The following is a 22,705-nucleotide window of genomic DNA, read 5'->3' as shown; positions in this document are numbered from 1 at the left end:
TCCCCATACCGGTCGGTTTCAGGCGTTCCGACAACGCGGCGAGGTGTCGTAGCTGTCGTCGTGCGCCCGCCAGGGATTGCGGGACAGCCCTTAGGCGTCGAGGCCGATGGCGAAGGCGGCTTCCAGGTCGTGCTGCGAGTACGTACGGAACGCGACATGCGTGTCGGTGCCCTCGACGCCCGGGATCTTGCTGATCCGACCGGGGATGACGTCCGCCAGATCGTCGTGCTTGGCCACCCGGACCATGGCGATCAGGTCGTACGTACCGGTGACCGAGAAGACCTCGCTGACGCTGTCCAGCGCCGCGATGGACTCGGCGATCTCGGGAATCCGGTCCACGCTGGTTTTGATGAGCACGATCGCGGTGATCACGGCTGGCTTTCTCCCTCGGTGGCCGTGGCTGGAGTCTTCACTCTAGCCCCACCGCGGTAGCGCCCCCAGGCGTAGAGGAAGCCGGTGGCGAAGCCGACCACGTGGGCGAGATAGGCCACCCCCGGCCCGCTGCCCGCACCCTGCGCCGCCATCCACTGCAGGGCGAACCAGAAGATCAGCACGATCCAAGCGGGAAAGCGCAGGGGCAGGAAGAGCAGGAACGGGAAGAGGCTGGTGACCCGGGCCCGGGGGAACAGGTACAGGAACGCCCCGAGCACCGCGGAGATGGCCCCCGAGGCGCCGACGAGGGTCTGGTCGGAGTCGGCGTGCGCCACCGCGTACGCGAGCAGGGCGAGGTAGCCGCAGCCGAGATAGAAGAAGGCGAACTCGGCACGGCCCATCCGCTCCTCGGCCATCGCCCCGAAGACGTACAGGAAGAGCATGTTGCCGAGCAGATGCAGCCAGCTGCCGTGCACGAAGAGTGCGGTCAGCGGGGTGAGCAGGGCGTGTGCCGAGCCGCCCCACAGCTCGGTGGGGATCACCCCCCAGCGCTCGAAGTACCCGGCCTGGGCCGCGAGCAGGGTGTCGGCGCTGCCGTACGTGGGGTTGAACCCGGAGAGCGGGCTGATCAGGAAGATGGCGCAGCACAGGCCGATGAGGGCGTACGTCACCGGGGCACCGCCCGCGGTGGCGGCGCGCAGGAGCCTGCCGGTCAGTCCATCCTTCACAACCCGCCGTTCGATCATGAACAGAGCATGACGCAAGGTGATGGAACGGGGCAGACCGCCTCGCCGTGCCGATGGGTATGCACGAGGCCGTAGGGTTACAGCAGGACATCCGCAGTTCGACGGCGCACCGCGAGATCCTTGGCAGGCAGCAGCACGACGCTCGACGAAAGAGGACGCAACGATGACGACGGTTCCCCAGCCGACCGACGGGACCCGCTGGCGCTGCACGCTCTGCGGGAATCTCACGCGCTTCGACGTGACGCGTTCGTCCAAGGTCGTCGAATACGTGCATCTGGACCTCGCGGGAGAGGCGACCGTCGAAGAGCGCGAGGTGGTCAGTGAGACCATCGAGTCGGTCCGGTGCCGTTGGTGCAACGCGCTGGACCAGATCGAACTAGTCGACAGGCCGGGTGCCGACTCCTGACGGGGCCGTGCGGACAGACATTTGGGGTGACGGATCGTGGAGCAGCCCGCTAGCGGCGCCGAACCGGCAGATGGAGCCGGCGACGCCGTCGAGGCGCTCGACCGCCCGCTGCCCGAAGGCGTACGGCGGCGGGTCGTCGCGCTGGTCTCGGACGCGTTCGGTGGCCTCACGGTCACCGAACTCCCGGCCCAGCTGAGGCAGTACGCCCGCTTCACCCCGACCCGGCGCGCCAAGTTCGCCGGGAACGCGATGGCGGCCGCCCTGGAGAGCGACACACTGTTCCGTCAGCGCATCGGAGAACGGCTCCGGGAGTCCCAGCCCGAGCTGACCACGGCTGTGGAGGCAGGGTCGCCGCCCGCTGCCGCCGACCCCGTCGACGTGGCCGCCGCAGCCTATGTGCTGCGCCCCGTCGGCTGGGTGAAGCTGGTCGCCGCATCCGGTGAGGAGGTCCAGCGGGCCGACGCCGAACGGGCCGACGAGGAGAGCCGGCGCGAACTGGAACGGCTGCGCGAGGAACTCGCCCAGGCCCGGACCCAGACCAGGAGCGAGACCGAACGGCTCCGCGGTGAGCTGGACGCGGCCCGCAAGGAAGCCGACGCGCTGCAGCGCAAACTGCGCTCCGCCCTGAACGAGGTCAAGCGCGGTGAGGCCGCGGTGCGCCGGGGCAAGGCCGAGACCGAGACCGTACGGACCGAGGCGGCCGCCCGGATCTCCGCGGCCGAGAGCGAGACCCGGCGGCTGCGGGCCCGGCTCGGAGAGGCGGAGGCGTCCGTCGAGGCGAGCCGCAGGGCGGCCAGGGAGGGCCGCTCGGTCGAGGACATGCGGCTGCGGCTGCTGCTCGACACCATGCTCGACGCGGCCCGCGGGCTGCGCCGCGAACTGGCCCTGCCGCCCTCGTCGATCCGTCCCGCGGACAGTGTCGACGCGGTCGAGCCCGGTGCGATGTCGCCCAAGGACATTGCCGCCAGGGCGCTTTCGGACACCGATCCGGCCCTGCTCGACCAGCTGCTCGCACTGCCGCAGGCACATCTGATCGTGGACGGCTACAACGTCACCAAGACCGGCTATCCGCAACTGCCGCTGGAGAAGCAGCGGCTGCGGCTGCTGGGCGGCCTCGCGGTGCTCGCGGCGCAGTCCGGCGCCGAGATGACCTGCGTCTTCGACGGGGCCGAACTGGCCGCTCCGGTGCTGCTCGCACCGCCGCGCGGGGTGCGGGTGCTCTTCAGCAAGCCGGGTGTCACCGCCGACGAGCTCATCCGTCAACTGGCCCGCGCCGAACCGCCGGGCAGGCCCGTCGTCGTGGTCTCCACCGACCGCGAGGTGGCGGACGGCGTCGCGAAGGCGGGGGCCAGACCCGTTGCGTCCGTCTTGCTCCTGAAGCGGCTTTCGCGCGTCTGATACCAGTTGTGGCGACTTGCCGGAATTTATGGAACGGACCGTCAAGCTGCCGCTACACGCGGTGTGATGTGAGTAAAGAAGTGACTGCTGGGGCGAGATTTTTCTTGTGAGGATTTGAACTGATCACAGGATGGTCACTAAGGTCGGGCCTCGAACCTTCGCACGGTTGATCACCCATCCGGGGTGGCAGCGAAGGAACCGCCGAGTCCGTGACGTGCACGGAGCCGGGGATCCGATCCCCCACAGCCCGGTAGGCGGCTCGAGGAAGAAGGAGCTCGCCTTCGTGGCGTCCCACCGTCGTCCCAAGCAGCCGAGCCGCACCCGCGTGACCGTGCTCACCGCGACCGCCGCCGCGGCCGTTGCCCTGACCTCCCAGGCCGCCCACGCCGACCCCAAGCCGACCAAGAGCGAGGTCAAGGCGAAGGTCGACAAGCTCTACCACGAGGCGGAGACGGCCACCGAGAAGTACAGCGGGGCCAAGGAGCAGCAGGAGAAGCTCGAGAAGCAGATCGGCGCGCTGCAGGACAAGGTGGCCCGCGGCCAGGAGGAGCTCAACACGCTCCGCAGCGGCCTCGGTTCGCTCGCCGCCGCTCAGTACCGTTCCGGTGGCATCGACCCGTCCGTGCAGCTCTTCCTCGCCTCCGACCCGGACAACTTCCTCGACGAGGCCTCGGCCCTCGACCAGTTGACGGCCAAGCAGACCGAGTCCCTGGAGAAGATCCAGGAGAAGCAGCGGGCCCTCGCGCAGCAGCGCAAGGAGGCCCAGGACAAGCTGGCCGACCTCGCGGACGTCCGCAAGGCGCTGGGTGAGAACAAGAAGAAGTTCCAGGGCAAGCTCGCCGAGGCACGGAGCCTGCTCAACACCCTGACCGCAGCCGAGCGCGAGAAGATGCGCCAGGACGACCTGCGTGCGAGCCGCGCCGCCGGCGACCGGGTCGATCTGGGCAACGAGGTCCCCGCCTCCGCCCTGGGTGCCGCCGCGCTCCAGGCCGCTGCCACCCAGCTGAACAAGCCGTACGTCTCCGGCGGTACCGGGCCCAGCTCCTACGACTGCTCGGGCCTCACCCAGTGGGCCTACGCCCAGGCCGGTGCCCAGATCACCCGCACCACGTACACCCAGATCAACCAGGGCACCCAGATAGGCCGCAGCGCCCTCAAGCCGGGCGACCTGGTCTTCTTCAACAACACGGCGCACGTGGGTCTGTACGCCGGCAACAACACCGTCCTGCACGCCCCGAAGCCCGGCGCGGTGGTCCGCTACGAGTCGATGAACACCATCGGCAGCTTCCAGGTCGGCGTGCGCATCTGACGACGCCCGAACGGGCGAATTCCCACGCCCCTGCCGACTGCCCGCCCCGCCGGAGACCACAGGTCACCGGCGGGGCGGCGGCTTTCGCACCCCTCACCCGGCCGCCGAGGACGTTGGGCGCTCCGTAGTCGCGCGACTACTGTCTGGCTGCTGTGCAGCTCCCGTCCGTCGGTCCGCCCGCCCCGGGCGGCAGGGGGTTGCGCACCTCTGCGTAGAGCGGAAGGGAGTGCGGCGTCCTGTGGTGTCCCATCGCCGTTCCACACAGCCCGGCGTCAACCGGCGCGTCCGGATCACAGTCCTGTCGGCGGCTACCGCTGCCGGCGCACTGGGGGCGGCGACCGCGAACGCCGAACCGCAGGACACGCCCCGGACCGCGAAGGCCGAGGTCGACCGGCTGTACGGCGAGGCCGAGCGCGCCACCGAGCAGTTCAACAAGGCCGGGGAGGACGCCGAGCGGCTGCGCGGCGAGGTGATCCGGGCCCAGGAGCGGGCGGCCCGCGACCAGGAACAGATCAACCGGCTCCGCACCGCCGTCGGTTCCGCCGCCGCCGCGCAGTACCGCGCAGGCTCCGTCGATCCCTCGCTCGCCCTGCTGCTCTCTTCGGACCCGGACAGCTACCTCGACCGGGCGGCCACGCTCGACCGGCTGAACGCCCGTCGGGCGAGCACTCTGCAGAAGCTCCAGCGCGCCCGGCGCGGGCTCGCACAGGCCCGTGCGGAGGCCGCCCGCTCGCTGGCCGGTCTGGAGCGCACCCGGGCCGCCGCCGTCCGCCACAAACGGACCGTCGAGCAGAAGCTCGAGCGGGCCCGGCAGCTGCTGAGCTCGCTGCCGGGCGCGGACCGGGCGGCCTTCGGCCGGGCCTCGCGCAGCGGCCGCGACGACGTCTTCCCGGGCATGACCGATCTGCCGCCGGGTTCGTCCCGGGCGGCTGCCGCCGTGACGGCGGCCCGGCATGCCGTCGGACGCCCGTACATCTGGGGTGCCAACGGGCCTGCGGGGTTCGACTGCTCCGGGCTGATGCAGTGGGCGTACGCCCAGGCCGGTGTCAGCCTGCCGCGGACCTCCCAGGCCCAGCGGTACGCCGGACACATGGTGCCGCTCTCCATGGCCCGCCCAGGCGACCTGGTCGCGTACCGGGCCGACGCCAGTCACATCGGGATGTACGTCGGCGACGGCCAGGTGATCCACGCCCCGTACCCGGGCGCCCCGGTCCGCTACGACCCGGTCGGCATGATGCCCGTCTCGTCGGTCACCCGTATCTGACCCGTACCCTCGACCGGGTGGCTGATCAGGGGCGTACGGCAGGGCGGGGACGTGACGGACGGTGGCGCGCGGCGGGCGCGGCATTCGCCGCTCTGCTGCTCGCGTCCGCCTGCACGGCCCCCGCCGCCACGTCCCCCGACACGACGGTCCGCGACGTCCGCGCCACCCTGGACCGCCGGGCCGCCGCCGTCCTGGACCACGACCCGGACGCCTATGCGGCCACGGTCGTCCCCCGTGCCACCGGGCTGCGGACGGCCCAGCGCCGCGAACTGGCCAACCTCGCCGACGTGCCGTTGAGCTCGTGGACGTACGAAGTGACCGACGTGCGCGAGCACGGCGCCGCCAGGGCCACCGCCGACGTCGAACTGCGGTACCGGATCGCGGGCTACGACAGCGCCCCGGTCACCACCGGCCGGGTCCTCGACCTGGAGCGGCACGGGGCGGACGGCCGCTGGTACATCGCCGCCGACCGGGCCGGGAAGGACGGCGGCCGGCAGCTGTGGCAGCAGGGCGACGTGCGGGTCGTACGCGGCACGCACAGCCTTGTCCTCGGCGTCGGCCGCACGCGGGAGGAGCTGCGGCGGATCGCGGACACCGAGGACCGCGCGGTGCCCGCCGTCTCCGCCGCCTGGCCGGAGCGCTGGGCTGCCCGTGTGGTGGTGGTCGTGCCGAAGACGGTCGACGACATGGCCGGGCTGCTCGGGGCACCGGTGGCCAACTACCGGGGCATCGCGGCCGTCACCACCGGGAAGACCGGCGGCCCGGGCCGGACGCTCGCGGACCGGGTGATCGTCAACCCGCAGGCGTACGCGATGCTCGCCACGTTCGGACAGCGGGTGGTCCTCACCCACGAGACCGCCCATGTCGCCTCCCGCGCCCGTACTTCCGCCGCCACCCCGACCTGGCTCTCGGAGGGCTTCGCCGACTGGGCGGCCTACGGTGCCGAGGACCGGACCCCCGCACAGGCCGCGCCGGAACTGGCGGAAGCCGTCCGGAGCGGCGAGCTGCCCGCCGCACTCCCCACGGACGAGGACTTCCGCTTCGGTGGCGACTCGGGGCGCCTCGCAAGGGCGTACGAGGGCGGCTGGCTGGCCTGCGCGCTGATTGCCGACCACTGGGGCGAGAAGAAGCTGTTCGCCCTCTACCGGTCCGTCGGGGGGCACTCAGGGCGGGACGGAGCGGTGGAGCAGGCCCTGCACGAGGTGCTCGGCACGACCGAGCAGGACTTCACGGCGCGCTGGCGGGAGTATCTGCGGTCCCGTCTCGGGTGACGTCCTCGGCCGGCCCGGACCCGCGGTAGCGGACCGGCCGGACCGGCACCGGCTGCTCGGGCCTCCCCGGCTCGGTCACCGTCCGCAGCCACAGCCGCCTCGCCGCGACCAGGGTCGCCGCGACCAGCAGGCCGTTGCGTACGAACATCAGCGTCACGCCCGTTGCGTCGCTGGTCACCACGTGGATGAACCCGAGCGGGAACTCCAGTTGCGTGACGCCCGTCGCGGCCAGTACCAGTCCGGCCGGCAATCCCATCCGGCCGGACCGGAAGACCAGGCAGACCGCCGCGAGACCGACCAGCCACAGCATGTACTGGGGGCTGATCACCCGGCTCGTCGTCGTGAACAGCAGGACCGCGGTGAACGCCGCTTCGGCCGTGGTGCTCGCCCCGGACGTGCGGGCCCGCAGCCGCCACACCAGCAGCCAGCCGCAGGCGATCAGGCTGAGACCGAGCGCCAGCGTGCTCACCAGCGGTACATGCGGACCGAGGAACTCCAGCGATCCGTAGTGCAGCTCCACCCGGCCCTGCCAGCCGAACTGCCGCGCCACATGGAATACCAGGGCGCCCAGCGACTCGACCTCGGTGCCCCGGTCACGCTGGAAGCCGAGAAAGGCCAGCGCACCCGGCATCGCCGCCGCACTCGCCACCAGCAGACCGGCCGCCGTCACCGCGGCCGCCGTCCACGAGCGGCGGGTGTGCTCCCCGCGCGCCGTGCCGATGAGTAGCAGCACCGGCCACACCTTCAGCAGCGCACCGAAGGCGGCCAGCGCCCCCAGCACCCGCGGATGCCGCGCCCCCGCCAGCAGCGCCGCCACCGCGACCGCGGTCACCATCACGTCGTAGCGGGCGTACGCGGTCGTGCCGAGCAGCGGCACCCCCGCCACCCAGACCCAGCTGCCCGCCGTCCGCCTGCCGGCCTGCCGGCCCGCGTACAGCAGCAGGCCCAGCACCAGCGCGTCGCACAGGCACACGAGGACGAAGAACGCCGAGGTGTAGTCCAGGAACGGGAGCAGCGCGGGGGAGAGGATGGCGAGCGCCGCGACGGGCGGGTACTGCCAGGTGACGTCGGACTGCGGGTACGTACCGCTCTTCAGCACCTCGGACCAGCCGTGGTAGATCATCGAGACGTCACTCGTCACGTCCGGGCCCGGCAGTGTGATGACCTTCAGGACGCAGAGCAGCAACACGGCCCTGGTGAGGGCCCATACCGCCACGGGTGCGAGAAATCTGCCGGTGCCGCCTGCTGCCGTCATGGCCGCACTCATTCCCTTCGCCGGTGGCTCGATGAGCCATGATGCACGGCGTCTCTGTGCGGGAGCCATCAGGCCCAGCTGTTCGGTACTGTCAGCGGCGATGGACAAGACGCTGATCGTGACCAATGACTTCCCGCCCCGACCCGGCGGCATCCAGGCATTTCTGCACAATATGGCGCTGCGCCTGGACCCCGGACAAATTGTCGTCTACGCCTCCACCTGGAAGCGGAGCCCCGAGGGCCTCGCGGCCACCGCCGCGTTCGACGCCGAACAGCCGTTCACCGTCGTCCGTGACCGTACGACGATGCTGCTGCCGACCCCGCGGGTGACCCGGCGCGCGGTCGAGCTGCTGCGCGAGCACGACTGCACATCCGTCTGGTTCGGCGCCGCCGCCCCCCTGGGGCTGATGGCACCTGCGCTGCGCAGGGCCGGTGCCCGGCGCCTGGTCGCGACAGCCCACGGACACGAGGCGGGCTGGGCCCAACTGCCCGCGTCCCGGCAGCTGTTGCGCCGGATCGGTGAGGGCACGGACACCATCACGTACCTCGGCGAGTACACCCGCTCCCGGATCGCGGCCGCGCTCACCCCCGAGGCCGCGGGCCGCATGGTCCAACTGCCGCCCGGCGTCGACGAGAAGACCTTCCACCCGGACTCCGGCGGGGACCGGGTCCGGGCCCGGCTCGGGCTCACGGACCGGCCCGTCGTCGTCTGCGTGTCGCGGCTGGTGCCCCGCAAGGGTCAGGACACCCTGATCCTCGCGATGCCCGCGATCCTGGCCCGCGAGCCGGATGCCGTACTGCTGATCGTCGGCGGCGGACCGTACGCCAAGGAGCTGAAGAAGCTCGCCGAGGAGACGGGCGTCAGCGACTCCGTACGGTTCACCGGACCCGTGCCCTGGGAGGAGCTGCCCGCCCACTACGGCGCGGGCGACGTCTTCGCCATGCCGTGCCGCACCCGCCGCGGCGGCCTCGACGTCGAGGGCCTCGGCATCGTCTACCTGGAGGCGTCCGCGACCGGACTGCCGGTGGTGGCGGGCGACTCGGGCGGCGCCCCCGACGCCGTACTGGACGGCGAGACCGGCTGGGTGGTGCGGGGCGGCTCCGTGGAGGAGTCCGCCGACCGGATCGCCACCCTGCTCGGCGACCCGGAGCTGCGGCAGCGGATGGGGGAGCGGGGGCGGGCCTGGGTCGAGGAGAAGTGGCGCTGGGACCTGCTGGCTGAGCGGCTCAGAACGCTGCTGTGAGACACACGGCGATGCCCGGCGCAGGACGCGCCGGGCATCGCCGTGCTTTCAGCCGCAGTTGCCCCAGCTCATGCGACCGCCGCTGGCGTTGGCCCCGGCCTGTCCGTCCGGCCCGGTGTTGATCGAGCCCCAGTACTTCACGCACTTGCCCGCGGCGCTGCCCCGGACCGGCCCGGCGTAGCTGGTGTAGTTGCCTTGGTCGACGTACGTGTTGCCGTTCTGGATGATGAGCTGGGCCGTGGTGAAGGTGGCCGTGCCCGTGTACGAGGTCTTGACCGTCACGACACAGTTCTTGCCGTTCCCGCTGCTGTACAGCAGGTAGACGGTGCCGGCGACCGTGCCGCCGCTGAACTTCACGGGGGACGAGGCGACGACGGAGTAGCTGTGACCGTCGGCCCCGCAGACCGCGGTCGGACTGGCCGCGGCCACTGCCGCATCAGCCGTGGCAGGCACCGCCATGAAGGCGGAGGCTGCCACGGCCACGACCAGACCGGCCCGCTGGAAGGCAGCACGCACAGGGGTCTCCCTGGGGAAGCGGATCAGTTCGAGTGATCCCGACCCTTGCACCGCCGCCGCACGGGGGACAAGGCCAGCTTTTCGGCCAACGACCCGGTCAGCGCTGGTAGATGGACTCGACCTCGTCCGCGAAGTCCTTCGCCACCACGTTCCGCTTCAGCTTCAGCGACGGCGTGATGTGGCCGGCCTCCTCGGTGAACTGCGAGGCAAGGATGCGGAACTTCCGCACGGACTCCGCCTTGGACACCGCCGCGTTGCCGTCGTCCACCGCCCGCTGCACCTCGGCCAGCAGCTCCGGGTCCTCGCGCAGCGACACCGCCGTCGAGCCGGCCGGCTTGCCGTGCTCCTCGGCCCAGTGGCCGAGGAACTCCTCGTCCAGGGTGATCAGCGCACCGACGAACGGCCGCCCGTCGCCGACCACCATGCACTCGGCGACCAGGGCGTGGCTGCGGATCCGGTCCTCGATCACCGCGGGTGCGACGTTCTTGCCGCCCGCCGTGACGATGATCTCCTTCTTGCGGCCGGTGATCGCGAGGTAGCCGTCCTCGTCGAGGGTGCCGATGTCGCCCGTGTGGAACCAGCCGTCGGCCAGCGCCTCGGCCGTCGCCGCCTCGTTGTTCCAGTAGCCCGCGAACAGGTGCTCGCCGTGCAGCAGCACCTCGCCGTCGTCGGCGATCCGGACGACCGATCCGGGGAGCGGCTGGCCGACCGTACCGATCTTCTGCCGGTCCCACGGGTTGAAGGCGGTGGCCGCGCACGTCTCGGTGAGGCCGTAGCCCTCCAGCACCGTGAAACCGATGCCGCGGTAGAAGTGTCCGAGCCGCTCGCCCAGGGGCGCGCCGCCGGAGATCGCGTACTCGCCGCGGCCGCCGAGCACAGCCCGCAGCTTGCTGAAGACCAGCCGGTCGAACACCTTGTGCTTGAACTTCAGGCCGATGGACGGGCCCTCGGGGGTGCCGAGAGCGCGGCTGTACGCGATCGCCGTGTTCGCGGCCTTGTCGAAGATCTTGCCCTTGCCGTCGGCCTGCGCCTTGGCGCGCGCCGAGTTGTAGACCTTCTCGAAGACCCGCGGCACACCGAGGATCAGCGTCGGCCGGAACGAGGCCAGCTCATCGGTGAGGTTCTTGATGTCCGGGACGCAGCCGAGCTTGATGGGCGCCATCACCGACGCCACCTCGACCAGCCGCCCGAAGACATGGGCCGCGGGCAGGAAGAGCAGAACGGAGCACTCGCCGGTGCGGAAGAGCGGCCTGAGCCGCTCCACCACGTTGCCGCACTCCGCGAAGAAGCTGCGGTGCGTGAGCACACAGCCCTTGGGGCGGCCGGTGGTGCCCGAGGTGTAGACGATGGTCGCCGGGTCGTCGGCCCTGGCGCTCGTGCTGCGCAGGTCGACGGTCTCCTCCGAGACCTGGGCGCCGGCCGCGGTCAGCTCGTCGACCGCGCCCCTGTCGATCTGCCAGACGTTGCGCAGGCCGGGCAGCCGGTCGCGCACGGAGGTGACGGACTCGGCGTGCGCGTCGCTCTCGACGAGGGCCGCGACCGCGCCCGAGTCGCCGAGGATCCACTGGACCTGCTCGGCGGAACTGGTCTCGTACACCGGGACGGTGACCGCCCCGGCGGTCCAGATCGCGAAGTCGAGCAGGACCCACTCGAAACGGGTACGGGACATGAGTGCGACCCGGTCGCCGGGCTCGATGCCCGCGGCGATCAGGCCTTTGGCGGCGGCTCTGACCTCGGCCAGGAACTGGGTGGCGGTCACATCGGTCCAGACGCCTGCCACTTTGCGGCTCATCACCGCGACGTCGGGATGCTGCGCGGCATTGCGGCGGATGAGATCCGTCAGGTTGCCGTCCGAAGGGACCTCGTACAGGGCCGGAAGGCTGAACTCGCGCAAGACTGCTGCTCCTCATCGGGCTCCGGTGCCACGGCACTGTGTGACGCACCGGATGCGGTCCAAGATTGGCGGGTACTCAGTGGGGTGAGCACGACTGGACTGCCCGGACGTTACCCATCAGTACTCGGTTCCGGATAGGGGGTTCCGGCCAGATGTTTTATGCGTCACACATATTGGTGGTCCTTGCGCGCACAGTAGTGCACTCGGGTCACGACCAGGAAGTAACCGCAGGTCCGGCGGCTCTACCCATGCCGCGGGCGTCGTCCTAGGGTGATCGTCATGCGAGCCGGACCGAACAGCCGTGATGCCGCCACCGCACGCCGCACCCGCATCCATGTGGTCAGTGACGTGCACGGGAACACCGAAGCGCTGGCCCGTGCCGGGGACGGTGCGGACGCGCTCATCTGTCTCGGTGACCTGGTGCTCTTCCTCGATTACGCCGACCACTCGCGCGGGATTTTCCCCGATCTCTTCGGTGTCGAGAACGCCGACCGGATCGTCGAACTGCGCACCGCCCGCCGCTTCGAGGAGGCCCGGGACTTCGGTCGCGGTCTCTGGGCGGGCCTGGACCGCAATGCCGCCATCGTCGGCGCGGTGCGCAAGCAGTACGCCGAGTTGTTCGATGCGCTCCCCACCCCCACGTACGCCACCTACGGCAATGTCGACATCCCCGATCTCTGGCCCCAGTACGCCCGCCCCGGCACCACCGTCCTGGACGGTGAACGCGTCGAGATCGGGGGCCGGGTCTTCGGGTTCGTCGGCGGCGGACTGCAGACCCCGATGCGCACCCCGTACGAGATCAGCGACGAGGCGTACGCCGCCAAGGTCGAGGCGATCGGCGAGGTGGACGTCCTGTGCACCCACATCCCGCCCGACGTCCCGGAACTGACGTACGACACCGTGGCGCGCCGCTTCGAGCGCGGCAGCCGGGCCCTGCTCGACGCGATCCGCCGGACCCGCCCCCGGTACGCAGTTTTCGGCCATGTGCATCAGCCGCTGGTCCGCCGGATGCGGATCGGTGCCACCGAATGTGTGAACGTCGGGCACTTCGCGGCGACCGGCCTGCCATGGGCCCTGGAGTGGTGACCAGGACCGGCGACCGGGACCGGTGGGCCGTGCCGACCGGACCCTGGGACGATGCGTCCCGCGCACGCGATAGCCTTCTGGCGGCAGGCCTCTGCCGACCGACCGGTACCCCGCACTGGAGGAGCCACAGCGATGGCTGAACACACCAGCTCGAGCATCACGATCGAGGCGGCACCGGCCGACGTCATGGGCGTGATCGCCGACTTCGACCGGTACCCGGAATGGACCGGCGAGGTCAAGGAGGCCGAAATCCTCGCCAAGGACGACAACGGCCGCGCAGAGAAGGTCCGCCTCGTCCTCGACGCCGGCGCGATCAAGGACGACCACACCCTCGCGTACACCTGGACCGGCGACCACGAGGTCAGCTGGACCCTGGTCAAGTCCCAGATGCTGCGTGCCATCGACGGCTCCTACGCGCTGGCCCCGATCGGTGACGGCAGCCGCACCGAGGTCACCTACCGGCTGACCGTCGACGTCAAGATCCCGATGCTCGGCATGATCAAGCGCAAGGCCGAGAAGGTCATCATCGACCGCGCACTGGCCGGTCTGAAGAAGCGCGTCGAGTCCGTCCCGCAGGGCTGACCCGGTGCGTACGGTCCTCGTCACCGGCCCCGGCGGCGCCGGCCGTACCACCGTCGCGGCGGCGACCGCACTGGCCGCCGCCCGCCGCGGCCGCCGCACGCTGCTGCTGTCCGCCGACGCCATACCCGGCTTCCCCGACGCCACAGAACCCACCGAGGTCACCGAGGGGCTCCGGTTCGCCCGCGTCGACTCCGGCGAGCACTTCCGCACCGAACTCCTCGCCCTCCAGGACCAGGCGTCCCCGGTACTCGACCTGCTCGGCGGCAACCGGCTCGACGCCGAGGAGCTGACCGAGCTCCCCGGCAGTGGCCAACTCGCCCTGCTGCACACCCTGCGCCGCGCCGCCGAGGGCGACTGGTCGCACGACGGCCACGAGCTTCTCGTCGTCGATCTGCCACCGCTGCGCGAAGCCCTCGCCGTCCTCGCCCTGCCCGAGCAGCTGCGCCGCTATCTGCGCCGCCTGCTGCCTCCGGAACGCCAGGCCGCCCGCGCCCTGCGCCCGATGCTCGCCCAGCTCGCCGGCGTTCCGATGCCCGCCCAGTGGCTGTACGAGACCGCCGCCCGCCGCGACGTCGAGCTGGCCGCCGTCCAGACGCTGATCGAGGACCGGGGCACCACGGTCCGCCTCGTCGCCGAACCCGGACCCGCCGCCGAGGACGCCCTGCGTACCGCCCGCACCGCACTCGCCCTGCACGGGCTGCGCGTCGACACCCTCACCGTCAACCGGGTGCTGCCGCGTCACTCGTCCGACCCGTGGTTCGCCGCGCTCGCCGCACAGCAGGAGAAGTGCGTCGACCACTGGTACGAGGAGTGGGCGCCGGCCACCTCCCTGTGCGAGGTGCCCCACCTCGGCCGGGACCCGCAGGGGCTCGACGACCTCACCCTTCTCCACACCGGGGCGAACCGCACCGCCTTCGAGGCGGCGGCCACCGGCGGAGGCACCTTCGAGGGCGACGGGCTCGCCGTCGAACCGGCCGACCGGCCGGGCGGGCGCGCCGACGACCCCTGGTGGATCGAGGGCCCGAGCGCCCCGGACGGTCCCGATGGGGTCGTGGTCTGGTGCCTGCCGCTGCCCGGCGCCGTCAAGGAGGAACTCCAGCTGGTGCGGCGGGGCGACGAATTGCTCCTGACCGTCGGCCCGTTCCGCCGGATCGTGGAGCTGGAGTCCGGGCTGCGCCGCTGCACCGTCTCCGGCGCGTCGCTCACCGACGGTGTGCTGCGTGTCCGCTTCACCCCGGACCCGGGCCTGTGGCCGCGGACCTCGTGAACGGCGTACCACCGTTCGGGTAACGTCGGTAGTGCGTGTCCCTTATGCACCTCCGTACGTGTCCCGCACACGTCACCGTCCGCAACCATGTCGCAGGAGTCCGCCATGAGCGAAGCCACCGATCGTCCCGTCGACGACGACGCGTGGGCGAAGGCCTGCGCCGAGGACCTCGAAGCGGAGAAGGCCCGCCGCCGTGCCCAGCACGGCCCGCCGCCCGGCTCCGCCGCCGAAGAACTGCGCAAACTGGTCGACGCCGTGGCCGACAAGGTCGCCGCCCTCCAGTCCCCGCTGTTCGGCGTGGCCGCCCAGGGCGCCGTACAGCAGGTGATCAAGCAGGCGAAATCCGTCGTCGAGCCCGTCATCGAACGCAACCCCGATGTCTTCGACCACATCGCCGCGGCCGGCAGCGAACTCCTCGCCGCCTACCGCTCCGCCGTCGAGAGCCAGGAACGTCGCTGGACCCAGGGCGCCTCCGACCCCGGCGGCCCCTCGAAGAAGGCCGACGACCCCACCGACCCGCGCGACGGCGGCACCGGCGCGGGCGAACACATCGACCTGGACTGACCGGCACCGATAGGGCGGGGACCGGCGCTCGGGTACGGTTGCCCATAGCGGGGTTCGACCGAAACTGAGGGATTCATGGGACTCACCATCGGCGTCGATATCGGCGGCACGAAGATCGCGGCTGGAGTGGTCGACGAAGAGGGCCGGATCCTCTCGATGTTCAAGGTGCCCACCCCGCCGACGGCTGAAGGCATCGTGGACGCGATCGCGGCGGCGGTAGCCGGCGCGAGCGAGGGACACCAGGTCGAAGCAGTCGGCATCGGCGCTGCCGGATACGTCGACGACAAGCGCGCCACGGTGCTGTTCGCGCCGAACATCAACTGGCGGCACGAGCCGCTGAAGGACAAGGTCGAGCAGCGCGTCGGCCTCCCGGTCGTCGTCGAGAACGACGCCAACGCCGCGGCCTGGGGCGAGTACCGCTTCGGCGCCGGCCAGGGCCACGACGACGTCATCTGCATCACGCTCGGCACCGGCCTGGGCGGCGGCATCATCATCGGCAACAAGCTGCGCCGCGGACGCTTCGGTGTGGCCGCCGAATTCGGCCACATCCGGGTCGTCCCGGACGGGCTGCTCTGCGGCTGCGGCAGCCAGGGATGCTGGGAGCAGTACGCCTCCGGGCGTGCGCTCGTCCGTTACGCGAAGCAGCGCGCGAACGCTACGCCGGAGAACGCCACGATCCTGCTCAACCTCGGCGACGGCACGGCGGACGGCATCGAGGGCAAGCACATCAGCCAGGCCGCCCGGCAGGGCGACCCGGTGGCGATCGACTCGTTCCGCGAGCTGGCCCGCTGGGCAGGCGCCGGACTCGCCGACCTCGCCTCGCTGTTCGACCCGTCCGCGTTCATCGTCGGCGGTGGCGTCTCCGACGAGGGCGAGCTCGTGCTCGGCCCGATCCGCAAGTCGTTCAGGCGCTGGCTGATCGGCGGCGAATGGCGCCCGCACGCCCAGGTGCTCGCGGCCCAACTGGGCGGCAAGGCCGGACTGGTGGGCGCGGCGGACCTGGCCCGGCAGGGCTGAACCACCCGGTCACGGACATCACCGGACGCCCGTCGCGCCCCTGTGGGAGCGGCGGGCGTCCGTCGTATCGTGAGCGGTATGGTCCTGACGCCGCTGCCCGACTCCCGTACCGAGCCGGATGGTTCGGCCGTCATCAGAGTGCTCAGCTACAACATCCGGTCGATGCGGGACGACCGTGAGGCCCTGGCCCGCGTCATCCGCGCCTGCGCACCCGATCTGGTCTTCATCCAGGAAGCCCCGCGCTTCTTCCGCTGGCGCAAGCGCGCCGCCTGGCTGGCGGCCCACACCGACCTGGTGCTGCTCTCCGGCGGCGCCACCGCGGCCGGGCCCCTGCTGCTCTGTTCGCTACGCGCCACCGTGGAACGAACAGAGGATCTGCTGCTGCCCCGCACCCCTGGACTGCACCGCAGGGGGTTCGCCACGGCGGTGGTACGGATCGCGGGCACCCGGATCGGTCTGCTGAGCTGCCATCTCAGCCTGCGGCACGACGAACGCCTGGCCCAGGCGGATCTGCTGCTCGACCGGCTGGACGCCATGCAGGTCGAGCACGCCATCGCGGCCGGCGACCTCAACGACGGCCCGGAGGGGAAGGCCTTCCGGCTACTGGCCGGGCGGCTCCAGGACTGCCGCTCGGTCCGGCCGTGGGGCGCCGACCGGACCTTCCCGGCGCACGATCCGCGCCTGCGCATCGACGCGATCTTCGCGACCGCCGGCATCGAGGTCCTCGGCTGCGGGGTCCCGTCGGGGCTGTCCGGCATCACCGAGCCGGACCTGCGGGCGGCTACGGACCATCTGCCGGTACTGGCAGCACTCCGGGTGCCCGGCCTTGCCTCGCTCGCCGAACCGGCCTGATCCCGGGGGCGGCTCGCTGCACTCTGCCGGGAGCAGGGTCAGACGACCGCGCCACGCCCCGGATCGTCGTCGTCCTCGTCGGCGTCCTGCATCCGCGCGACGAGGGCGACGAAGCCGCCCAGGAAGCCACCTACGCAGAGCGTGGTCAGCCACCACGTCATGTCCCACTGCAGCAGCACCGCGATCAGCAGCAGCACCGGCCCGCCGACGACCGCGAGCCAGGCGAACTTCGCCGGTACATCGGCCTCCGGCAGCGGCGGCGGCTCCGGCGGGACGAAATGCCCCTCGTCGTGGTCGTCCGCGTCGTCCCCGTCGGCCTGCTCCGTCACCTCGTAGTCACGCGGACCGTTGACACCGGGCGCGAAGACGACCGAGCTGCCGAGCGGCTTCTCCGGCGGCTTCGGGGGCCCCTGCTTCCCGGCACCCTTGTCGGGGTCCAGGACATTGAGCTGACCGTCCTCCAGCTGCGCGAGGTCATCGATCGACTTGAACGGCTTGGCACCCGGCGGGTCCGGCGGCTCCTCGCCGTACCCGGCGACGATCGCCTCCCAGGCGGCCGCCTCGTCGATCGGGTCGCCCTCGCCCCTGGGCCTGGCGGGGGCATCCTGCGCACCCGCGCCCCCGTCGGGCACGGACGCTCCCTCGGTGGGGCGCGGTTCGCGCTCCTCCTCGCTGCCCGCGCGCTCCGCGTCGTGCTCAGCCACCGGATGTGCTCCCCTTCTTTCCCAAGCTCGGAGCGAGGCGGCCGATGAACGAAAAGCTCTCGTCGAAGATCCGCTCCGCATCGTGGTCCAACGTCGCCACGTGGTAGCTCTGTTCCAGCAGGATCTCCTCGACGTCCGTCGACGACACCCGGCTGAGGATCCGCGCCGAGTCGGCCGGCGGCACCACGTGGTCCTGCGGGCTGTGCAGCAGCAGGAGCGGCTGGGTGACCTGCGGCAGATCGGTGTCGACCAGCCGGAAGAAATTCCGCAGCGAATGCGCCGCGTGCAGCGGCACCCGGTCGTAGCCGATCTCCACGGAGCCGTCCCGAGCGATGTCGTTGGCCACGCCCTTCGTCGACGGCACCAGATGACGGACGACCGGCAGTGCGTACGCCGCCAGGCCGTGCACCTTGTTCCCCGGATTGACGAGTACCAGACCGCTGACCGCGTCCCCGTGCTTCGCCGCCAGCCGCAGCGCCAGCGCGCCGCCCATCGACAGCCCGAAGACGAAGACCTGACTGCACCGTTCCGAGAGGGCCCGCAGCTCCCGGTCCACTTCCGCGTACCAGTCCTGCCAGCCCGTGACCTGCATGTCCTGCCAGCGTGTGCCGTGCCCGGGCAGCAGCGGGAGCGAGACCGTGAATCCGCGCTCCGCCAGATGGTCGGCCCAGGGACGCAGCGACTGCGGTGAACCGGTGAATCCGTGACAGAGAAGGACGCCGACCTCTCCGCCCTCGTGGCGGAACGGCTCGGCTCCAGGAAGGACCGGCACCGGGGTCTCCTGTTCGTGAGGCTCGAAGGGGAGCGAAAGGGGGGAGTGCAAGAGGATTACTTCACCGTACGCGACCGGACTGACACCGACCAGGGTCGTCACCGGTCACAGCCGTGCTTCGGCCCCGTGCCGGGCAGGAACGGCACCTGGGCGACGGGTTAAGGTCAGTGCGACAGCACACAGGAGGCACCCGAGTTGATCTACGGCGCAATGAAGTTCTCCATCGGCGGGTCATTGAAGCTCGCCTTCAGGCCGTGGGTGGAGGGCCTGGAGAACATCCCTGCTCAGGGGCCGGCGATCCTAGCGAGCAACCACCTCTCGTTCTCCGACTCGTTCTTCCTGCCGGCGGTCCTGGACCGTAAGGTCACCTTCATCGCCAAGTCCGAGTACTTCACCGCACCGGGCGTGAAGGGCAGGCTCACCGCTGCCTTCTTCAAGGGCGTCGGCCAGCTCCCGGTGGACCGCTCCGGTGCCCGTGGTGCCGGTGAGGCGGCCATCAAGGCGGGCATAGAGGTCATCGAGAGCGGTGGACTCTTCGGCATCTACCCCGAGGGCACCCGGTCGCCCGACGGACGGCTCTACCGCGGCAAGCCCGGCGGACTGGCCCGTGTGGCCCTCGCCACCGGAGCGCCCGTCATCCCCGTTGCGATGATCGACACGGAGAAGATCCAGCCGCCCGGTCAGCTGATGCCCAAGTTGATGCGCCCCGGCATAAGGATCGGCAAGCCGCTCGACTTCAGCCGGTACCACGGCATGGAGGGCGACCGCTTCATTCTGCGCTCGGTCACCGACGAGGTGATGTACGAGATCATGAAACTCTCCGGCCAGGAGTACGTCGACATCTACGCGACCGCGGCAAAGCGGCAGATCGCGGACGAGGCGAAGCGCCGGGCGGAGGAGGAGAAGCACGCGGGCGGAAAGCCCGGAACGCAGGGGTGACGAATCGGTCCGGCGCGTCACCGCGCCGGCATCCATCGGGGGGTGGGGGGCATGGCCAGGCGCGAGCGGGTCGTACGCATGTCGGTCGAGCAGCCGCTGTGGCGTGCGCTGACCGCGTACCGGATTCTGACGATGCTCTATGCGAGTCTGCTCGCCGTCTTCGGCCGGGGCGAGTACGAGCGGCCATGGGTGGCCTTCGCCTACCTGGTCGTCATGGCCGCCTGGACCCTCGCCACGCTCCCCAAGGTGGCGGGCGCGGTGAGCTGCACCAAGCGCTTCCTCGGCGCCGACCTCGTGCTTGCTCTGGTCGGCATTCTGCTGACCCCGCTCGCCGACTTCGACGCCCAGCACATGGACGGCTCGACCCTTCCGTCCATCTGGACCGCGGGTTCCGTCCTGGCGTTCGCGATCAAGGGCGGCTGGCGGTGGGCGGCCTTCGCCTCCACCTTCGTCGCCGTGGCCAACATCGTCGAGCGCGGCGAACCCAGCCGCGACACCTTCCACAACGTGCTGCTCGTCTGGGTCGCCGCGATCGCCATCGGTTACGTCGTCGAGGTGGCCAGGGCCAGTGAGCGCACCCTGGCCCGCGCCCTGGAGATCGAGGCGGCCACCCGGGAACGGGAGCGGCTGGCCCGCGGCATCCACGACAGCGTGCTCCAGGTCCTCGCGATGGTGCAGCGCCGTGGCACGGCGCTGGGCGGCGATGCGGCCGAGCTGGGCCGGATGGCCGGAGAACAGGAGGTCGCCCTGCGCACCCTGGTCTCCAGCGGACTGGTGCCCACCACCCGGGTCTCCGAGGACGCCGCCGAGGGCGCGGTGGTCCGTACCGTCGAGGTCGACGACGAGGAGGACGGCCCGGCCGGCGGGTCCGTATGCGATCTGCGCTCCCTGCTCGCCCCGCACGCCGGCTCCCGGGTGAGCTTCGCGGAGCCCGGCGCGCCGGTACTGCTCGCTCCGGCGGCGGCGAAGGAACTCGCGGCCGCTGTCAGTGCCGCCCTGGACAATGTGCGGGTGCACGCGGGGCAGGACGCCCAGGCCTGGATCCTCGTCGAGGACTGGCCGGACGAGGTGATCGTGACGGTCCGGGACGACGGCCCGGGCATCGCGGAGGGGCGGCTGGCGCAGGCGGAGAGGGAGGGACGGATGGGGGTCGCCCTGTCGATCCGGGGGCGGCTGCGTGATCTGGGCGGTACGGCAGAGCTGATCTCGGTGCCCGGCCAGGGCACCGAGGTCGAGTTGAAGGTTCCAAAGGTTTCGAGAGCTCCGAACGATTCACGGGGGAAGGCAGGTTCCGGCCGATGAGCGCGGACAACGTGACGAACGCGACCGGCGCGACGAGCGCGGCGGACGGGCAGGGCGCCACGCAACGGGCGATCAGGGTGATGGTGGTCGACGACCACCCGATGTGGCGCGACGCCGTCGCCCGCGATCTCGCCGAGTCGGGCTTCGACGTGGTGGCGACCGCCGGTGACGGCCCGCAGGCCGTGCGCCGGGCGAGGGCCGTCACCCCTGACGTCCTGGTGCTCGACCTCAATCTGCCGGGTATGCCCGGTGTCCAGGTCTGCAAGGAGCTCGTCGGCTCCCACCCGGGCCTGCGGGTCCTGGTGCTCTCCGCGAGCGGCGAGCACGCCGACGTACTGGAGGCGGTGAAGTCCGGCGCCACCGGCTATCTGCTCAAATCGGCCAGTACGCAGGAGCTTACCGAGGCCGTGCGGAGAACCGCGGTCGGCGACCCGGTATTCACCCCGGGCCTCGCCGGACTGGTGCTCGGTGAGTACCGCAGACTGGCCTCCGAGCCGGCGCCCGTCGCGTCCGACGAGCCGAAGGCGCCGCAGCTGACCGACCGGGAGACCGAGGTGCTCCGGCTCGTCGCCAAGGGGCTCTCGTACAAGCAGATCGCCGAACGGCTCGTCATCTCGCACCGCACCGTCCAGAACCACGTCCAGAACACCCTGGGCAAGCTCCAGCTGCACAACCGGGTGGAGCTCGTGCGGTACGCGATCGAACGCGGCCTCGACGACGCCTGAGACCAGGAACGCCGGGATCGACTGCCCTTCGGCGAGGCCTGTGAGCAACTCCGGTTTATTGCGTGGGAATTGACCTTCCGACCCATCCCTGAGTGACCTGGATCACCATTAGCGTGGTCGTAGCGAGCTCACTTCGGCGAAGGGATGCTTCCATGCGGGTCGGAGTACTGACCGGGGGCGGCGACTGCCCCGGGCTCAACGCGGTCATCCGCGCCATCGTCCGCAAAGGCGTGCAGGAATACGGCTACGACTTCATCGGCTTCCGGGACGGCTGGCGCGGCCCGCTGGAGGGGGAGACCGTCCCGCTCTCCATCCCGGCGGTGCGCGGCATCCTGCCGCGCGGCGGCACCATCCTCGGTTCCTCGCGCACCAACCCCCTCAATGCGGAGCACGGCGTCCGCCGGATCAGGGACAACCTCGCCAAGTACGAGGTCGACGCGCTCGTCACCATCGGCGGCGAGGACACGCTCGGCGTGGCAGCGACCCTGTCCGACGAGTACGGCATCCCGTGCGTCGGCGTTCCCAAGACCATCGACAACGACCTCTCGGCCACCGACTACACCTTCGGATTCGACACGGCGGTCGGCATCGCGACCGAGGCCATCGACCGTCTGCACACCACCGCCGAGTCCCATATGCGGGTCCTCGTCGTCGAGGTGATGGGCCGCCACGCGGGCTGGATCGCGCTCCACTCCGGGCTGGCAGGCGGCGCGAACGTCATTCTCATCCCCGAGCAGCGCTTCGACATCGAACAGGTCTGCGCCTGGGTGACCTCCCGCTTCCGGGCGAGCTACGCCCCGATCGTCGTCGTCGCCGAGGGCGCCATGCCCGCCGAGGGGGAGATGATCCTCAAGGACGAATCCCACGACTCCTTCGGCCACGTCCGGCTGTCCGGCGTCGGCGAATGGCTGGCCAAGGAGATCGAGCGGCGCACCGGTAAGGAGGCCAGGACCACGGTGCTCGGCCATGTCCAGCGCGGCGGCACCCCCAGCGCCTTCGACCGCTGGCTCGCCACCCGCTTCGGGCTGCACGCCATCGAAGCCGTCCGGGACGGCGACTTCGGTGTGATGGTCGCCCTGCGTGGCACGGACATCGTGCGGGTGCCGATCGCGGAGGCGACCGCCCGGCTCAAGACGGTCGACCCGGCGCTCTACGCGGAGGTCGGCGTCTTCTTCGGCTGAGCACGGCAGGTGTACGAGCCGTATATTCGCGGCTATCCGG

Annotated in this window: 23 protein-coding genes; 16 read left to right on the top strand and 7 right to left on the bottom strand. The window is 71.0% G+C overall.

Going from position 1 to position 22,705, the window contains the following annotated elements; all coding sequences use genetic code 11:
* Positions 1–90 precede the first annotated feature (90 nt).
* Positions 91–372, bottom strand: a complete 282-nt coding sequence (locus ACFYP5_RS07065; protein ID WP_005318592.1) for an Lrp/AsnC family transcriptional regulator — start codon at positions 370–372, stop codon at positions 91–93.
* Positions 369–1,118 (bottom strand): rhomboid family intramembrane serine protease, encoded by a 750-nt coding sequence (locus ACFYP5_RS07060; RefSeq protein WP_389031678.1) that lies wholly within the window; start codon positions 1,116–1,118, stop codon positions 369–371. The genes ACFYP5_RS07065 and ACFYP5_RS07060 overlap by 4 nt, the downstream gene beginning before the upstream one ends.
* 163 nt (positions 1,119–1,281) lie before the next feature.
* On the opposite strand from ACFYP5_RS07060, the gene ACFYP5_RS07055 reads away from it, so the two are divergent.
* The 5 genes from ACFYP5_RS07055 (at position 1,282) to ACFYP5_RS07035 (ending at position 6,766) form a co-directional block, all read left to right on the top strand.
* Positions 1,282–1,524: a hypothetical protein gene (locus ACFYP5_RS07055; protein WP_389031675.1), complete on the top strand. Its 243-nt coding sequence runs from the start codon at positions 1,282–1,284 to the stop codon at positions 1,522–1,524.
* Positions 1,525–1,560: 36 nt separating this feature from the next.
* Positions 1,561–2,922 carry an NYN domain-containing protein gene (locus ACFYP5_RS07050; protein ID WP_389031673.1) on the top strand — a complete coding sequence of 454 codons (1,362 nt, stop codon included), beginning with the start codon at positions 1,561–1,563 and terminating at the stop codon, positions 2,920–2,922.
* Positions 2,923–3,205: 283 nt separating this feature from the next.
* Positions 3,206–4,231, top strand: a complete 1,026-nt coding sequence (locus tag ACFYP5_RS07045; RefSeq protein WP_389031670.1) for an NlpC/P60 family protein — start codon at positions 3,206–3,208, stop codon at positions 4,229–4,231.
* Between the two features lie 238 nt (positions 4,232–4,469).
* Complete coding sequence (locus ACFYP5_RS07040) at positions 4,470–5,495, top strand: NlpC/P60 family protein (protein ID WP_389031667.1); 1,026 nt, start codon at positions 4,470–4,472, stop codon at positions 5,493–5,495.
* A 17-nt stretch (positions 5,496–5,512) separates the two neighbouring features.
* On the top strand, positions 5,513–6,766 hold the full coding sequence (locus ACFYP5_RS07035) for a hypothetical protein (protein ID WP_389031664.1): 1,254 nt from the start codon (positions 5,513–5,515) through the stop codon (positions 6,764–6,766).
* Here ACFYP5_RS07035 and ACFYP5_RS07030 read toward each other — a convergent pair.
* Positions 6,723–8,021: a glycosyltransferase 87 family protein gene (locus ACFYP5_RS07030; protein ID WP_389031661.1), complete on the bottom strand. Its 1,299-nt coding sequence runs from the start codon at positions 8,019–8,021 to the stop codon at positions 6,723–6,725. The genes ACFYP5_RS07035 and ACFYP5_RS07030 overlap by 44 nt on opposite strands.
* Before the next feature lie 100 nt (positions 8,022–8,121).
* Between ACFYP5_RS07030 and ACFYP5_RS07025 the strand changes: the two genes are divergently transcribed.
* Positions 8,122–9,264 (top strand): glycosyltransferase family 4 protein, encoded by a 1,143-nt coding sequence (locus ACFYP5_RS07025; RefSeq protein ID WP_389031658.1) that lies wholly within the window; start codon positions 8,122–8,124, stop codon positions 9,262–9,264.
* Between the two features lie 48 nt (positions 9,265–9,312).
* On the opposite strand, the gene ACFYP5_RS07020 is transcribed toward ACFYP5_RS07025, so the two are convergent.
* Positions 9,313–9,780, bottom strand: a complete 468-nt coding sequence (locus ACFYP5_RS07020) for a spore-associated protein (RefSeq protein WP_389031655.1) — start codon at positions 9,778–9,780, stop codon at positions 9,313–9,315.
* A gap of 97 nt (positions 9,781–9,877) precedes the next feature.
* Complete coding sequence (locus tag ACFYP5_RS07015; RefSeq protein ID WP_389031652.1) at positions 9,878–11,674, bottom strand: AMP-dependent synthetase/ligase; 1,797 nt, start codon at positions 11,672–11,674, stop codon at positions 9,878–9,880.
* A gap of 279 nt (positions 11,675–11,953) precedes the next feature.
* Between ACFYP5_RS07015 and ACFYP5_RS07010 the strand changes: the two genes are divergently transcribed.
* The 6 genes from ACFYP5_RS07010 (at position 11,954) to ACFYP5_RS06985 (ending at position 17,042) form a co-directional block, all read left to right on the top strand.
* On the top strand, positions 11,954–12,760 hold the full coding sequence (locus ACFYP5_RS07010; RefSeq protein ID WP_389031649.1) for a metallophosphoesterase: 807 nt from the start codon (positions 11,954–11,956) through the stop codon (positions 12,758–12,760).
* A gap of 132 nt (positions 12,761–12,892) precedes the next feature.
* Positions 12,893–13,342, top strand: coding sequence for an SRPBCC family protein (locus ACFYP5_RS07005; protein ID WP_030972988.1), 450 nt, complete (start codon positions 12,893–12,895; stop codon positions 13,340–13,342).
* A 4-nt stretch (positions 13,343–13,346) separates the two neighbouring features.
* Entirely contained in the window at positions 13,347–14,609 is a 1,263-nt protein-coding gene (locus tag ACFYP5_RS07000; protein WP_389031646.1) for an ArsA family ATPase, read from the top strand.
* A 105-nt stretch (positions 14,610–14,714) separates the two neighbouring features.
* The gene (locus ACFYP5_RS06995) at positions 14,715–15,173 is read left to right on the top strand and encodes a DUF5304 domain-containing protein (protein WP_327124518.1); all 459 of its coding nucleotides are present in this window, start codon (positions 14,715–14,717) and stop codon (positions 15,171–15,173) included.
* A 75-nt stretch (positions 15,174–15,248) separates the two neighbouring features.
* Positions 15,249–16,190, top strand: a complete 942-nt coding sequence (locus ACFYP5_RS06990) for an ROK family glucokinase (RefSeq protein WP_389031643.1) — start codon at positions 15,249–15,251, stop codon at positions 16,188–16,190.
* Positions 16,191–16,268: 78 nt separating this feature from the next.
* On the top strand, positions 16,269–17,042 hold the full coding sequence (locus ACFYP5_RS06985) for an endonuclease/exonuclease/phosphatase family protein (RefSeq protein ID WP_389031639.1): 774 nt from the start codon (positions 16,269–16,271) through the stop codon (positions 17,040–17,042).
* A 38-nt stretch (positions 17,043–17,080) separates the two neighbouring features.
* Here the strand turns inward: ACFYP5_RS06985 and ACFYP5_RS06980 are convergent, their stop codons facing one another.
* Both ACFYP5_RS06980 and ACFYP5_RS06975 read right to left on the bottom strand, forming a co-directional pair.
* Positions 17,081–17,746, bottom strand: coding sequence for a hypothetical protein (locus ACFYP5_RS06980; RefSeq protein WP_389031636.1), 666 nt, complete (start codon positions 17,744–17,746; stop codon positions 17,081–17,083).
* Entirely contained in the window at positions 17,739–18,518 is a 780-nt protein-coding gene (locus ACFYP5_RS06975) for an alpha/beta hydrolase (protein WP_389031633.1), read from the bottom strand. The genes ACFYP5_RS06980 and ACFYP5_RS06975 overlap by 8 nt, the downstream gene beginning before the upstream one ends.
* 210 nt (positions 18,519–18,728) lie before the next feature.
* Here ACFYP5_RS06975 and ACFYP5_RS06970 point away from each other — a divergent pair, with 210 nt between their 5' ends.
* The 4 genes from ACFYP5_RS06970 to ACFYP5_RS06955 all read left to right on the top strand — a co-directional run bounded on the left by ACFYP5_RS06970 (position 18,729) and on the right by ACFYP5_RS06955 (position 22,665).
* Positions 18,729–19,457 (top strand): lysophospholipid acyltransferase family protein, encoded by a 729-nt coding sequence (locus ACFYP5_RS06970; protein WP_389032929.1) that lies wholly within the window; start codon positions 18,729–18,731, stop codon positions 19,455–19,457.
* A 51-nt stretch (positions 19,458–19,508) separates the two neighbouring features.
* Positions 19,509–20,759 carry a MacS family sensor histidine kinase gene (gene macS, locus ACFYP5_RS06965; protein WP_389031630.1) on the top strand — a complete coding sequence of 417 codons (1,251 nt, stop codon included), beginning with the start codon at positions 19,509–19,511 and terminating at the stop codon, positions 20,757–20,759.
* An 80-nt stretch (positions 20,760–20,839) separates the two neighbouring features.
* Positions 20,840–21,484, top strand: coding sequence for a response regulator (locus tag ACFYP5_RS06960; protein WP_389032927.1), 645 nt, complete (start codon positions 20,840–20,842; stop codon positions 21,482–21,484).
* Between the two features lie 152 nt (positions 21,485–21,636).
* On the top strand, positions 21,637–22,665 hold the full coding sequence (locus ACFYP5_RS06955; RefSeq protein ID WP_389031627.1) for a 6-phosphofructokinase: 1,029 nt from the start codon (positions 21,637–21,639) through the stop codon (positions 22,663–22,665).
* The last annotated feature ends 40 nt before the right edge of the window (positions 22,666–22,705 follow it).

The organism is Streptomyces sp. NPDC005262 (assembly GCF_042872425.1).
GTDB lineage: Bacteria > Actinomycetota > Actinomycetes > Streptomycetales > Streptomycetaceae > Streptomyces.
The sequence above is the reverse complement of the archived record's forward strand: the minus strand, read 5'-3'. Positions and strand labels throughout refer to the sequence as shown.